13 protein-coding genes are annotated in these 12,308 nt (G+C 58.2%); 1 reads left to right on the forward strand and 12 read right to left on the reverse strand.

The features are described from left to right. Positions 1-548 precede the first annotated feature (548 nt). From rpoS to AK821_RS28225, 8 genes are all read right to left on the reverse strand, one after another. Positions 549-1,559 (reverse strand): RNA polymerase sigma factor RpoS, encoded by a 1,011-nt coding sequence (gene rpoS, locus AK821_RS28190; protein ID WP_064393167.1) that lies wholly within the window; start codon positions 1,557-1,559, stop codon positions 549-551. 106 nt (positions 1,560-1,665) lie between these two features. Beyond that, positions 1,666-2,535 carry a peptidoglycan DD-metalloendopeptidase family protein gene (locus tag AK821_RS28195; RefSeq protein ID WP_064393168.1) on the reverse strand — a complete coding sequence of 290 codons (870 nt, stop codon included), beginning with the start codon at positions 2,533-2,535 and terminating at the stop codon, positions 1,666-1,668. 211 nt (positions 2,536-2,746) lie between these two features. After that, the gene (locus AK821_RS28200) at positions 2,747-3,382 is read right to left on the reverse strand and encodes a protein-L-isoaspartate(D-aspartate) O-methyltransferase (RefSeq protein ID WP_177330992.1); all 636 of its coding nucleotides are present in this window, start codon (positions 3,380-3,382) and stop codon (positions 2,747-2,749) included. A gap of 41 nt (positions 3,383-3,423) precedes the next feature. After that, positions 3,424-4,173, reverse strand: coding sequence for a 5'/3'-nucleotidase SurE (gene surE / locus AK821_RS28205; RefSeq protein ID WP_064393170.1), 750 nt, complete (start codon positions 4,171-4,173; stop codon positions 3,424-3,426). Beyond that, positions 4,161-5,219 carry a tRNA pseudouridine(13) synthase TruD gene (truD, locus tag AK821_RS28210; RefSeq protein WP_064393171.1) on the reverse strand — a complete coding sequence of 353 codons (1,059 nt, stop codon included), beginning with the start codon at positions 5,217-5,219 and terminating at the stop codon, positions 4,161-4,163. Before truD ends, surE begins: the two co-directional genes overlap by 13 nt. Then, positions 5,216-5,689: a 2-C-methyl-D-erythritol 2,4-cyclodiphosphate synthase gene (gene ispF, locus AK821_RS28215; protein WP_064393172.1), complete on the reverse strand. Its 474-nt coding sequence runs from the start codon at positions 5,687-5,689 to the stop codon at positions 5,216-5,218. Before ispF ends, truD begins: the two co-directional genes overlap by 4 nt. 43 nt (positions 5,690-5,732) lie before the next feature. Further along, on the reverse strand, positions 5,733-6,578 hold the full coding sequence (gene fghA / locus AK821_RS28220) for an S-formylglutathione hydrolase (protein ID WP_064393173.1): 846 nt from the start codon (positions 6,576-6,578) through the stop codon (positions 5,733-5,735). A 65-nt stretch (positions 6,579-6,643) separates the two neighbouring features. Further along, positions 6,644-7,756 carry an S-(hydroxymethyl)glutathione dehydrogenase/class III alcohol dehydrogenase gene (locus AK821_RS28225; protein ID WP_007908835.1) on the reverse strand — a complete coding sequence of 371 codons (1,113 nt, stop codon included), beginning with the start codon at positions 7,754-7,756 and terminating at the stop codon, positions 6,644-6,646. A 117-nt stretch (positions 7,757-7,873) separates the two neighbouring features. Here AK821_RS28225 and AK821_RS28230 point away from each other — a divergent pair, with 117 nt between their 5' ends. Then, complete coding sequence (locus AK821_RS28230; RefSeq protein WP_064393174.1) at positions 7,874-8,770, forward strand: LysR substrate-binding domain-containing protein; 897 nt, start codon at positions 7,874-7,876, stop codon at positions 8,768-8,770. An 87-nt stretch (positions 8,771-8,857) separates the two neighbouring features. Here AK821_RS28230 and ispD read toward each other — a convergent pair whose 3' ends face one another. The 4 genes from ispD to kdsA form a co-directional block, all read right to left on the reverse strand. After that, positions 8,858-9,565 (reverse strand): 2-C-methyl-D-erythritol 4-phosphate cytidylyltransferase, encoded by a 708-nt coding sequence (gene ispD / locus AK821_RS28235; protein ID WP_064393175.1) that lies wholly within the window; start codon positions 9,563-9,565, stop codon positions 8,858-8,860. Then, the gene (gene ftsB / locus AK821_RS28240) at positions 9,562-9,840 is read right to left on the reverse strand and encodes a cell division protein FtsB (RefSeq protein WP_007908838.1); all 279 of its coding nucleotides are present in this window, start codon (positions 9,838-9,840) and stop codon (positions 9,562-9,564) included. Before ftsB ends, ispD begins: the two co-directional genes overlap by 4 nt. A 171-nt stretch (positions 9,841-10,011) precedes the next feature. After that, positions 10,012-11,301: a phosphopyruvate hydratase gene (eno, locus tag AK821_RS28245; protein ID WP_042557893.1), complete on the reverse strand. Its 1,290-nt coding sequence runs from the start codon at positions 11,299-11,301 to the stop codon at positions 10,012-10,014. Positions 11,302-11,458: 157 nt separating this feature from the next. After that, on the reverse strand, positions 11,459-12,304 hold the full coding sequence (gene kdsA / locus AK821_RS28250; RefSeq protein ID WP_064393176.1) for a 3-deoxy-8-phosphooctulonate synthase: 846 nt from the start codon (positions 12,302-12,304) through the stop codon (positions 11,459-11,461). Positions 12,305-12,308: the final 4 nt, after the last annotated feature.

The following is a 12,308-nucleotide window of genomic DNA, read 5'->3' on the forward strand; positions in this document are numbered from 1 at the left end:
CGACAGAGACGCCAAGCTGCGCATGCTGACTTTTCTACGGGCAAAAAAAAGGGGCGGTATGACCCGCCCACATTTTTTCCCTATTCCCTGTATTCCTTTTCATCGTCCTGATGAATCGCGTCCTGCGATGTCCGTTCCCCTCTTCCTTGAAGGGCGTGTCTGTCCGTCGACACAATTCAGATACTAGAGAGTTCTGCGGCGGGAGCAATCGACCATTGGCGCCGAAATCGTTTGTCATAACCGCTTCATATTTAAAATTAAGCTTATTTATCAGTCGGTTATTTCTAGTCGACTGACTGAGTAGTCGTCTACCGAAGTGTAAAAATAACGAACACCTACGGAAGAGTAAGCCAAGGCTTACAGCACAAGACTACAAACCCTCCCGTGCAGGAGCTGCCGAAGGCTGCGATCTTTTGATCTTGAACCAGGATCAAAAGGTCGCAGCCTTCGGCAGCTCCTGCACAAGCAACAGCACCGACATCAAAAGCAGCAGGCAACAAAAAGCCCCGAACCAGTCGGGGCTTTTTGCGGGCGGTCGTCCGAGGCGCTTACTGGAACAGCGACTCGCTCGACAGGCCATTCTTCTCGAGGATCTCGCGAAGGCGCTTGAGGCCCTCCACCTGGATCTGCCGCACCCGCTCCCGGGTCAGGCCGATCTCCAGGCCTACATCTTCCAGCGTGCTGCTCTCGTGGCCGCGCAGGCCAAAGCGGCGAATAACCACCTCGCGCTGCTTGTCGGTCAGCTCCGACAGCCATTGATCGATGCTCTGCGACAGGTCGTCATCCTGCAGCAGCTCGCAGGGATCGGTCGGACGATCATCGGTGAGGGTGTCCAGCAGGGTTTTATCCGAATCCGGACCCAGCGAGACGTCGACCGAAGAAACCCGTTCGTTCAGGCCCAGCATGCGCTTGACCTCACCCACCGGTTTTTCCAGCAGGTTGGCGATTTCTTCGGGTGAAGGTTCGTGGTCGAGCTTTTGCGTCAGCTCCCGTGCAGCCCGCAGGTACACGTTGAGCTCCTTGACCACATGGATCGGCAACCGGATGGTCCGGGTCTGATTCATGATCGCGCGCTCGATGGTCTGACGAATCCACCAGGTCGCGTAGGTCGAGAAGCGGAAGCCGCGCTCGGGATCGAACTTTTCCACTGCGCGGATCAATCCAAGGTTGCCCTCTTCGATCAGATCCAGCAGCGACAGACCCCGATTGACGTAGCGCCGGGCGATTTTCACCACCAGCCGCAGGTTACTTTCAATCATGCGCTTGCGCCCGGCGGGATCGCCACTTTGCGACAAGCGCGCAAAATGAACTTCTTCCTCCGGGGAGAGCAGTGGGGAAAAGCCGATTTCGTTGAGATACAACTGCGTGGCATCAAGTGCCCGCGTGTAATCGATGTACTTGTGTTGTTTAAGTGACGCAGATTGTTTGGATTTGGAACGAACGGAAGGTGGAGCAGCCCCTTCATCATTCGACATCGAAGAATCCGAATCGATGCCGGCCTCCATAAGGAGAACCTCATCGTCGATGTCAAACTCCGGCACTTCTTTACTGAGAGCCATTGTTATAGTCCTTTGGTGAGTTCGACCCCAAGCTCAAGCGACGCCTTTATCCTTGGCAGCGCTGGAGCCTGTCCCCTCTACGCGACGGAACAGGCTGGCTTACAAATCAACGTCTTGGCAGGAACTGCAGCGGATCCACAGGTTTACCTTGGCGGCGAATCTCAAAATGCAGTTTCACCCGGTCTGTACCCGTTGACCCCATTTCGGCAATTGTCTGTCCGACCTTGACCTGCTGTCCCTCCCGAACCAAAAGCCTGCGGTTATGGCCGTAGGCACTGACGTAGGTTTCGCTGTGTTTGATGATGACTAATTCGCCGTAGCCCCTTAAGCCACTCCCGGCGTAAACCACCGTCCCATCAGACGCAGCTAAAACAGGCTGTCCCAAATCTCCGGCGATATCAATTCCTTTATTCAAACTACCGTTTGAAGAGAATTTTCCAATCAGAATGCCATTAGATGGCCATCCCCAGCCGGTCGGGGCCGGGCCTGCGGGAGGCAGTGGAGCAGGCGCTGACTTGTTGCCGACGGACGGTGCAGCCCCCGTAGAACCGGTGGTTGTAGTGGTCGTCGTGCCATTTGCCTGGCGCCGGATTACCGTGGTTTTACTCGACGAGGAAGGCGAAGAACTGCTGCTGCTCACCACCGCGGTCGGCGTTGAACCGGTGCGGCCATCGAAGCGAATTGTCTGACCCGGATGGATCGTATACGGCGTAGGAATATTGTTCCGGGCCGCGAGGGCTTTGTAGTCCCAGCCGTAGCGAAATGCGATCGAAAACATCGTATCGCCCGGACGGACTACATACTGGCCAGTCGTTACGGTAGGACGCTGCGCCACCGCGTTGTTGCGATCGACCACGCGCACATTGTTCGATTTGGTGCTGGAGCAACCCACCAGCAAGGTGCTCAAGACAAGGCCAGTCACCAGGCGCTGAAAGCTCGTGTTACCCATACGCTGCGCAATGACTGTGAGACTCACCCGCCGCTCCCTTTGTGGTGGCTGAAAAATTTGGAATGCCGGATTTCGGCACGAGGTGTCGCAAGTATAACGGGCCGAATCGGCTTTACCTTTAATGTAGCGAAATCGCTTCGCGCACACGTTTGCAAGCTGACAATCTGCGCGTTTAAACCATCGTTGCCGGAGTAAGACATGGGCGAACGAAAGGAATTCAGCGCCTGCCAATAAATGCTCAGGCCAGTGGCCCGTTGAGCAAAGGCACGAAGCGAACAGCACCTAGAACATGTCGGGAAAAGCCATTTTCTTCGCGCACGATCAGCATCAGTTGCTGAACTTCTCCGGCGCCGACCGGAATCACCAGACGCCCACCCGGTGCCAGTTGATCGAGCAACGCTTGCGGTACATCGGTGGCTACCGCTGTGACGATGATGCCGTTGTACGGTGCCAGTGCTGGCCAGCCTTCCCAACCATCGCCCCAACGAAACACCACATTGCGCAGGTTCAATTCGACCAGGCGCTCCTTGGCGCGGTCCTGCAGTACCTTGATGCGCTCCACCGAGAACACCCGCTCGACAAGTTGCGACAATACAGCGGTCTGATACCCGGAGCCGGTGCCGATCTCCAGCACTTTATCCAGCGGTCCCGCCTCCAACAGCAGCTCGCTCATGCGTGCCACCATATAAGGCTGGGAAATGGTCTGGTTGTTGCCGATCGGCAGCGCCGTGTCTTCGTAAGCGCGATGAGCCAGCGCTTCATCGACGAACAGGTGACGCGGGGTGCGGCGAATGACCTCCAGCACTTTGGCGTTTGATACGCCTTCTTCATATAAACGCTGGATCAGGCGCTCGCGGGTGCGCTGGGAGGTCATGCCGATCCCGCTGCGCAATCGATCTTCGTGCTCACGGGCCATCAGCGCAGTCCCTCCAGCCAGCCGTCAAGGTTCCTGAAAGCATCGTTGAAGGTGCGATCGAGCTGCAACGGCGTGATGGACACATAGCCCTGCATCACCGCATGAAAGTCGGTGCCCGGCCCGCCGTCTTCGGCATCTCCGGCAGCAGCAATCCAGTAGCCGGCCTTGCCCCGTGGATCGACTACTTTCATCGGCGCCGCCGCACGGGCACGATGGCCGAGACGGGTCAGCTGGATGCCACGAATGTGCTCGATCGGCAGATTGGGAATGTTCACGTTTAGCACCGTGCGCGGCGGCAGATCAAGCCCGGCATGGGCCTCGACCAGTTTGCGCGCAAAGTAAGCCGCCGTTGGCAGATTATCCACCTGACGCGAGACCAGTGAAAAGGCAAATGACGGACGTTCGAGGAAGCGCCCTTCGAGCGCTGCGGCGACTGTCCCGGAATACAGCACGTCATCACCCAGATTGGCCCCGAGGTTGATCCCGGAAACCACCATGTCCGCCTCGCGCTCCAGCAAGCCGTTCAGACCCAGGTGCACGCAGTCGGTCGGTGTGCCGTTGAGGCTGATGAAGCCGTTGGCCAGATATTGCGGATGCAGCGGACGGTCAAGCGTCAGCGAACTGCTGGCGCCGCTTTTGTCCTGTTCAGGGGCGATAACCACGCATTCGGTGTAATCCGCCAGCGCAGCATAAAGCGCGGCAAGACCGGGTGCGGTTACCCCATCGTCGTTAGAAATCAGAATACGCATGGGCTGTCCGTCTGCCCCACCGGCACCAGATCAACGAGCTCGCGCACCAATACGGTGGCGAAGCATCCGGCCGGGAGGACGAATTCCAGTTGCAGAATGTCAGGCTGGGGATAATGCCACGTCAACTCGCCAATGGGCAGCCGCAGGATGCGACGTTCGTGGCTCATGCCGGCGTGAATCAACCAATCTCGCAGCTCGGCTTCACCGGCGGCAATTTCCTGCTCCAGTTCATGGACAGCGCCTGCGGTCGGCGAGTCACCTTCGCCCCACTGCGGACCTGTCGGGTGCAGATCGAGAATCGCCAGGCGCGGGTCACTGCATTCAGCTTCACCGGCCGGAAAAAAGCTGCGGCTGTCGGTGAACGCCAGCAGATCGCCAACCTGAGCTTTTTGCCAAGTGCCATCAGCCACACGCGCCGCCAGCACTTTGTTGAAGAGAAAGCTGCGCGCCGTCGACAGCAGACGCGAACGCACGTTGCGCTGCTCCGGCAAGGCTTTACGCGCTGCCCACGAACGCGCATCGACGACGTTACCGCCGTCATGGCCGAAACGCTGGGCGCCGAAATAATTGGGGATGCCTTGCTGGGCGATCAGTTGCAGACGTTGTTCAATCGCGTCTTTATCGCCAGTGAACTGAGTCAGGCGCAAGGTGAAACCGTTGGCCGAGTGCGCACCGCGTTGCAGCTTGCGTTTATGGCGAGTGGTCTTGAGGATCTTCAGCGTATCGTTTTCCGCCGCCGACAGGTCCGGATCAGCCTTGCCCGGCAGTTGCACGCTGAACCATTGGCGGGTCAGCGCCTGACGATCCTTGAGGCCGGCATAGCTAACGGTACGCAGCGGCACGCCGGCAGCCTTGGCGATACGCCGTGCGGCTTCTTCAGTGTTGAGGCCACGCTTTTCGACCCAGATCCACAGGTGCTCGCCGTCGCCGCTGAACGGGATATCGAGCACTTCATCGACCTGGAAATCTTCAGCGATAGCTTTCAGTACTGCGCTGCCGAGAGGTTCGCCATAAGCACGCGGGCCGAGCAATTGCAGTTCGTTCATGCGCGCAGCAACAAGGCAACGGAGTGCACGGCAATGCCTTCTTCGCGACCGACAAAGCCAAGCTTTTCGGTGGTGGTAGCTTTCACGTTCACTTGATCCAACTCAACTTGAAGATCCGCCGCGATCAGCGCGCGCATCGATTCGATATGCGGCGCCATTTTTGGCGCCTGAGCAACGATGGTGTTATCGACGTTGCCGACCTTCCAGCCTTTGCCATGGATCAGCGCGACCACATGACGCAGCAGCGCACGACTGTCGGCGCCCTTGAATTGCGGGTCGGTGTCCGGGAAGTGTTTGCCGATATCACCCAGCGCCGCAGCGCCGAGCAAGGCATCGCTCAAGGCGTGCAGCAGGACGTCACCGTCGGAATGAGCGAGCAGCCCGAAGCTGTGTGCGATGCGCACGCCGCCCAGAGTAATGAAATCGCCTTCAGCGAAACGGTGCACATCGTAGCCGTGGCCAATACGCATAAAAAAACGCCCCGATTTTTGTCAGGGCGTGATTCTACCTGCATTAACCGCGCAGGGCGCGTGCGTGATGCTGCAAGTGGTCGTCTATGAAGCTTGAGATGAAGAAATAGCTGTGGTCGTAGCCCGGTTGCAGGCGCAACGTCAGTGGATGGCCCGCTTGTTTTGCTGCTTGTTGCAAGGCTTCGGGTTTGAGCTGGGTAGCGAGGAAGTCATCGCGATCGCCTTGATCGACCAGCAGCGGCAGTTTTTCGTGCGCTTCGGCGATCAGCGCACAGGCATCCCACTCCTTCCACTTCGAACGGTCTTCGCCCAGAAAACGGGAAAAGGCTTTTTGCCCCCATGGGCAATCCATAGGATTGTTGATCGGCGAAAACGCCGACACCGATTGATAGCGACCCGGATTGCGCAACGCACAGACCAACGCACCGTGGCCGCCCATGGAGTGGCCGCTGATGCTGCGTTTGTCCGAAGCGGGGAAATGCGCCTGAACCAGTGAAGGCAATTCCTGCACGACATAGTCATGCATCCGATAGTGTCGCGACCAAGGCTCCTGCGTGGCATTCAGATAGAACCCGGCGCCTAGACCGAAATCCCACGCGCCATCCGGATCACCCGGTACATCCGGTCCACGCGGGCTAGTGTCCGGGGCGACAATGATCAAACCCAGTTCGGCGGCCATGCGCATCGCGCCAGCCTTCTGCATGAAGTTTTCATCGGTGCAGGTCAGGCCCGACAGCCAGTACAGCACCGGCAGTTTTCCGCCCTGCTCCGCCTGCGGTGGCAGGTACACAGCAAACACCATGTCGCAGCCGAGCACGTCGGAGCGATGGCGATAGCGTTTGTGCCAACCGCCGAAACTCTTCTGACAGGAGATGTTTTCCAGACTCATGTAAAGACTCCTACGCGGTCACGGCAACAAGCCTTCACGAATTGCTGCCATGTCCCAACGATTGATCAGAAATGAATGACGGTACGGATGCTCTTGCCTTCGTGCATCAGGTCGAACGCCTTGTTGATGTCTTCCAGGCCCATGGTGTGGGTGATGAACGTATCCAGCGGGATCTCGCCGCTCTGGGCCATGTCGACGTAGCTTGGCAATTCGGTACGACCACGAACACCGCCGAATGCCGAACCACGCCAGACGCGACCGGTCACCAACTGGAACGGACGGGTAGCGATTTCCTGGCCGGCACCGGCGACACCGATGATCACCGATTCGCCCCAACCTTTATGACAGCACTCAAGGGCTGCACGCATCAGTTGCACATTACCGATGCACTCGAAGGAGAAGTCGACGCCGCCATCGGTCATGTCGACGATCACCTCCTGGATCGGACGATCGAAATCTTTCGGGTTCACGCAGTCGGTTGCGCCGAGTTGTTTGGCGATCTCGAATTTGGCCGGGTTGATGTCGATGGCGATGATGCGCGCAGCCTTGGCTTTCACTGCGCCAATCACCGCTGACAGGCCGATACCACCCAGACCGAAAATGGCCACGGTGTCACCCGGTTTGACCTTGGCGGTGTTGAGCACGGCACCGATACCGGTGGTGACGCCACAGCCGAGCAGGCAGACCTTTTCCAGCGGTGCATCCTTGGAGATCTTGGCCACGGAGATTTCCGGCAACACGGTGTATTCCGAGAACGTCGAAGTACCCATGTAGTGGAAAATCGTTTCGCCCTTGTAGGAAAAACGCGAAGTGCCGTCCGGCATCAGACCTTTGCCCTGAGTGGCGCGAATCGCCTGACACAGGTTGGTCTTGCCCGACTTGCAGAATTTGCACTGACCGCATTCCGGGGTGTACAGCGGAATCACGTGATCGCCGACGGCAACCGAGGTCACGCCTTCGCCGATCGCTTCAACGATGGCGCCGCCTTCGTGACCGAGGATCGACGGGAAGATGCCTTCCGGATCCGCGCCGGACAGGGTGTAGGCGTCAGTGTGGCAAACCCCGGAAGCCACCACGCGCAGCAGCACTTCACCGGCCTTGGGCATGGCGACATCGACTTCTACGATTTCCAGCGGCTTCTTGGCCTCGAAGGCAACGGCGGCGCGCGACTTGATCATGCTGACTCTCCAGTGAATCCATTAAATAAAAAAACCAGACAAGGAGTGTAATACATGGCCTTACGATGAATAATCAGGACAAAAGCAAAACATTATTGCCATACAGGGATAATCCCGATGTCCGAAAATCGCTGGGAAGGTATCGACGAGTTCGTCGCCGTTGCCGAATGCAACCAGTTCACCGCCGCTGCCGAGCGCCTTGGGGTTTCTTCCTCCCATGTCAGCCGACAAATCGTACGATTGGAGGAGCGGCTTCAGACGCGTCTGCTTTATCGCAGTACCCGTCGCGTGACACTGACCGAGGCGGGGCAAACCTTTCTGCAACATTGCCAACGCTTGCAGGACGGTCGCGAAGAGGCGTTGCGAGCGGTCGGCGATCTGACCAGCGAACCGAAAGGCATGCTGCGCATGACCTGCGCGGTGGCTTACGGCGAACGTTTTATCGTGCCGCTGGTGACGCGTTTTATGGGGCTTTATCCGCAGCTGCGCATCGATATCGAATTGAGCAACCGCCAGCTCGATCTGGTGCATGAAGGATTGGACCTGGCGATTCGTTTGGGGCGGCTGCAGGATTCGCGGTTGGTCGCGACGCGGCTGGCGCCTCGTCGGATGTTTCTCTGCGCGTCACCGTCCTACGTTGAGCGGTATGGCCGCCCACACAGTTTGTCGGAACTGAGCCGGCATAATTGCCTGATCGGCAGCTCGGACATCTGGCAGCTTGAGCAGAATGGGCGGGAGTTTTCTCAGCGCGTGCAGGGAAACTGGCGTTGCAACAGTGGGCAGGCGGTGCTGGATGCGGCGTTGCAGGGCGTCGGGCTGTGTCAGTTGCCGGATTATTACGTGTTGGAGCATCTGCACAGTGGCGCGTTGATTTCGTTGCTGGAGGCGCATCAGCCGCCGAATACGGCGGTGTGGGCGCTGTATCCGCAGCAGCGGCATTTGTCGCCGAAGGTGCGCAAGCTGGTGGATTTTTTGAAGGAGGGGTTGGCTGAGCGGCCGGAGTATCGAGGTTGAAAAGCAAAAGATCGCAGCCTTCGGCAGCTCCTACAGAGGCATGCAATCCCATGTAGGAGCTGCCGAAGGCTGCGATCTTTTGATCTGTTAGCGGCGATTCGCCCAACGCTGGCGCAACCATTCGAGATCTTCCGGCCGGGTAACCTTGAGGTTATCCGCGCGCCCTTCGATCAGTCGCGGCTTCAGCCCCGCCCACTCCATCGCCGACGCTTCGTCAGTAATCACGGCATCCGCAACCAGACTGTCCGCCAACGCCCGATGCAACGCACCGAGGCGAAACATCTGCGGTGTATACGCCTGCCAGATCACACTGCGATCGACGGTTTCCACCACCCGACCGTGCTTGTCGACCCGTTTCAAGGTGTCGCGCGCAGGCACTGCGAGCAATCCGCCGACCGGATCATCCGCCAGTTCATCGAGTAACTTGTCGAGATCTTCGCGACTCAGATTCGGTCGTGCCGCATCGTGCACCAGTACCCAATCTTCATCATCGGCACCCTGCGCATGCAGGTGCAGCAAGGCATTGAGCACCGAGGCAGAACGCTCGGCCCCGCCTTCAACGCGCTGAATACGCGAGTCGCTGACGCAGGCCAGATTCGGCCAATAAGGATCATCAACAGCAAGACTGACCACCAAACCCTTGAGGCTTGGGTGATCGAGGAAACAGCCGAGGCTGTGTTCGAGAATTGTGCGCCCGCCCAGTTGCAGGTATTGCTTGGGACGGTCCGCGGCCATTCGGGCACCGACGCCCGCGGCAGGAATCACGGCCCAGAAGGCCGGCAGGGAATTGATCATTGGGCCAACTGGTAAAGGGTTTCGCCGTCCTTGACCATGCCCAACTCGTGACGAGCCCGTTCTTCAACGGTCTCCATACCTTTCTTCAACTCGCTGACTTCAGCGTCCATCACTCGGTTGCGCTCCAGCAAACCCTCGTTCTCGGCGTGTTGATCAGCAATCTGCTGATTCAGCTCGGCGACCTGCGCCAGACTGCCATTGCCCACCCACAGGCGGTACTGCAGACCGGCCAGCAGCAGGAGCAAAACGAGAAACAACCAGTAAGGACTGCGCATCGAATATCAGGTATCCAGTGAAAAAAGACAGCCACGCCAAAACTTTGAAGCATCTGATAGCACGAAGCCTGGAAAGATCCAGGCTTGTGCTTTAAGGCATCAGATTAGTGGCAAATCCATCGCTGTCACGACTTTTTCGACACAATCCGGTGTCCTTTTATCAGTTGGTACTCAGCCGCGGAACTCGCTGCGACCGTTGTACTTGGCTTTGCCATTCAACTGCTCTTCGATACGCAGCAGTTGGTTGTACTTGGAAACGCGGTCGGAACGGCACAGCGAACCGGTCTTGATCTGGCCAGCCGAGGTGCCCACAGCCAGGTCGGCAATGGTCGAATCTTCGGTTTCGCCGGAACGGTGCGAGATCACTGCGGTGTAACCGGCAGCCTTGGCCATCTGGATGGCTTCCAGGGTTTCGGTCAGGGTGCCGATCTGGTTGAACTTGATCAGGATCGAGTTGGCGATCTTTTTATCGATGCCTTCTTTCAGGATCTTGGTGTTGGTCACGAACAGATCGTCGCCCACCAGTTGAACCTTCTCGCCGATCTTGTCGGTAAGGATCTTCCAGCCAGCCCAGTCGGACTCGTCCAGGCCGTCTTCGATCGAGATGATCGGGTAACGCTCGGTCAGACCTTTCAGGTAGTCGGCGAAACCTTCAGCGGTGAACACCTGGCCTTCGCCGGACAGGTTGTATTTGCCGTCTTCGTAGAACTCGCTCGCCGCGCAGTCCAGTGCCAGGGTCACGTCGGTGCCCAGCTTGTAACCGGCGTTGGCGACAGCTTCGGAGATCACTTTCAGCGCGTCTTCGTTGGACGCCAGGTTCGGTGCGAAACCGCCTTCGTCGCCAACGGCAGTGCTCAGGCCGCGGGCCTTCAGCACAGCTTTCAAGTGATGGAAAATCTCGGTGCCCATGCGCAGACCTTCCGAGAAAGACTTGGCGCCAACTGGCTGAACCATGAATTCCTGGATGTCGACGTTGTTATCGGCGTGCTCGCCACCGTTGATGATGTTCATCATCGGCACCGGCATCGAGTAGACACCCGGCGTGCCGTTGAGGTTGGCGATGTGTGCGTACAGTGGCAGGTCCTGATCCTGCGCAGCAGCCTTGGCCGCAGCCAGGGACACGGCGAGGATGGCGTTGGCGCCCAGGGTCGCTTTGTTTTCGGTACCGTCGAGCTTGATCATCGCGTGATCCAGGGCTTTCTGGTCGCTTGGGTCGGTGCCCAGCAGCAGATCGCGGATCGGACCGTTGATGTTGGCTACCGCTTTGAGCACGCCCTTGCCCAGGTAACGGCTCTTGTCGCCATCACGCAGCTCGAGCGCTTCACGCGAGCCAGTGGATGCACCGGATGGCGCGCACGCGCTGCCGATGATGCCGTTGTCGAGAAGCACGTCCGCTTCCACGGTGGGATTGCCACGGGAGTCGAGAACTTCACGACCTTTGATGTCGACGATTTTTGCCATTGTTGTAAACACTCCAAAGTTGACGAAAACGACGCAGCTAGAGGAAATCTTTTTACCGTCGGCAAGGGGTGTGCAGCGGGCAGACTTGCAGACGATAACGCTCATGCCCGAGGGCATGAGCGACAAATCGTGCGGTACTTTACCGGAGAATTGAGTGTTACGCGGTTTCTACCGTCGGAAAACTCTTCACCAGTTCGTCCAAAGCTTTGAGCTGGGCCAGAAATGGCTCCAGTTTGTCCAGACGCAAGGCGCAAGGGCCGTCGCATTTGGCATTGTCCGGATCCGGGTGAGCTTCGAGGAACAGACCCGCCAGCGACTGGCTCATGCCGGCCTTGGCCAGATCCAGAACCTGTGCACGGCGACCGCCGGCGGAATCGGCACGACCACCCGGCATTTGCAGGGCGTGGGTCACGTCGAAGAATACCGGGTACTCGAACTGCTTCATGATGCCGAAGCCGAGCATGTCGACCACGAGGTTGTTGTAGCCGAAGCTCGAACCACGCTCGCAGAGGATCAGTTGATCGTTACCCGCTTCTGCGCACTTGTTCAGGATGTGTTTCATTTCCTGAGGCGCGAGGAACTGGGCTTTCTTGATGTTGATCACTGCATTGGTCTTGGCCATCGCGACGACCAGATCGGTCTGGCGCGACAGGAAGGCCGGCAGTTGAATGATGTCGCAGACCTCAGCGACGACCGCGGCCTGATCAGGCTCGTGGACGTCGGTGATGATCGGCACGCCGAAGGCTTGCTTGATGTCCTGGAAGATGCGCATGCCCTCTTCCAGGCCAGGACCACGATAGGAGGTCACAGAAGACCGGTTGGCCTTGTCGAAACTGGCCTTGAACACATAAGGGATACCGAGTTTCTCGGTGACCTTCACGTATTCCTCGCAAACCTGCATGGCCATGTCACGGCTTTCCAGCACGTTCATGCCGCCGAACAGCACCATGGGTTTGTCGTTGGCAATCTCGATGTCGCCGACGCGGATGATCTTCTGTGCCATCGGG

Origin of the sequence: Pseudomonas sp. RIT-PI-r (genome assembly GCF_001297015.1) — a bacterium.
Lineage (GTDB): Bacteria > Pseudomonadota > Gammaproteobacteria > Pseudomonadales > Pseudomonadaceae > Aquipseudomonas.

Bases quoted from the DNA above. Each gene is read 5' to 3' on its own strand.
- AK821_RS28230 (WP_064393174.1), top strand. From the start codon at position 7,874: ATGTCCGAAAATCGCTGGGAAGGTATCGACGAGTTCGTCGCCGTTGCC.
- AK821_RS28225 (WP_007908835.1), bottom strand. From the start codon at position 7,756: ATGATCAAGTCGCGCGCCGCCGTTGCCTTCGAGGCCAAGAAGCCGCTG.
- ispD (WP_064393175.1), bottom strand. From the start codon at position 9,565: ATGATCAATTCCCTGCCGGCCTTCTGGGCCGTGATTCCTGCCGCGGGC.
- rpoS (WP_064393167.1), bottom strand. From the start codon at position 1,559: ATGGCTCTCAGTAAAGAAGTGCCGGAGTTTGACATCGACGATGAGGTT.
- eno (WP_042557893.1), bottom strand. From the start codon at position 11,301: ATGGCAAAAATCGTCGACATCAAAGGTCGTGAAGTTCTCGACTCCCGT.
- truD (WP_064393171.1), bottom strand. From the start codon at position 5,219: ATGAACGAACTGCAATTGCTCGGCCCGCGTGCTTATGGCGAACCTCTC.
- surE (WP_064393170.1), bottom strand. From the start codon at position 4,173: ATGCGTATTCTGATTTCTAACGACGATGGGGTAACCGCACCCGGTCTT.
- kdsA (WP_064393176.1), bottom strand. From the start codon at position 12,304: ATGGCACAGAAGATCATCCGCGTCGGCGACATCGAGATTGCCAACGAC.
- ftsB (WP_007908838.1), bottom strand. From the start codon at position 9,840: ATGCGCAGTCCTTACTGGTTGTTTCTCGTTTTGCTCCTGCTGCTGGCC.
- fghA (WP_064393173.1), bottom strand. From the start codon at position 6,578: ATGAGTCTGGAAAACATCTCCTGTCAGAAGAGTTTCGGCGGTTGGCAC.
- ispF (WP_064393172.1), bottom strand. From the start codon at position 5,689: ATGCGTATTGGCCACGGCTACGATGTGCACCGTTTCGCTGAAGGCGAT.
- AK821_RS28200 (WP_177330992.1), bottom strand. From the start codon at position 3,382: ATGACCTCCCAGCGCACCCGCGAGCGCCTGATCCAGCGTTTATATGAA.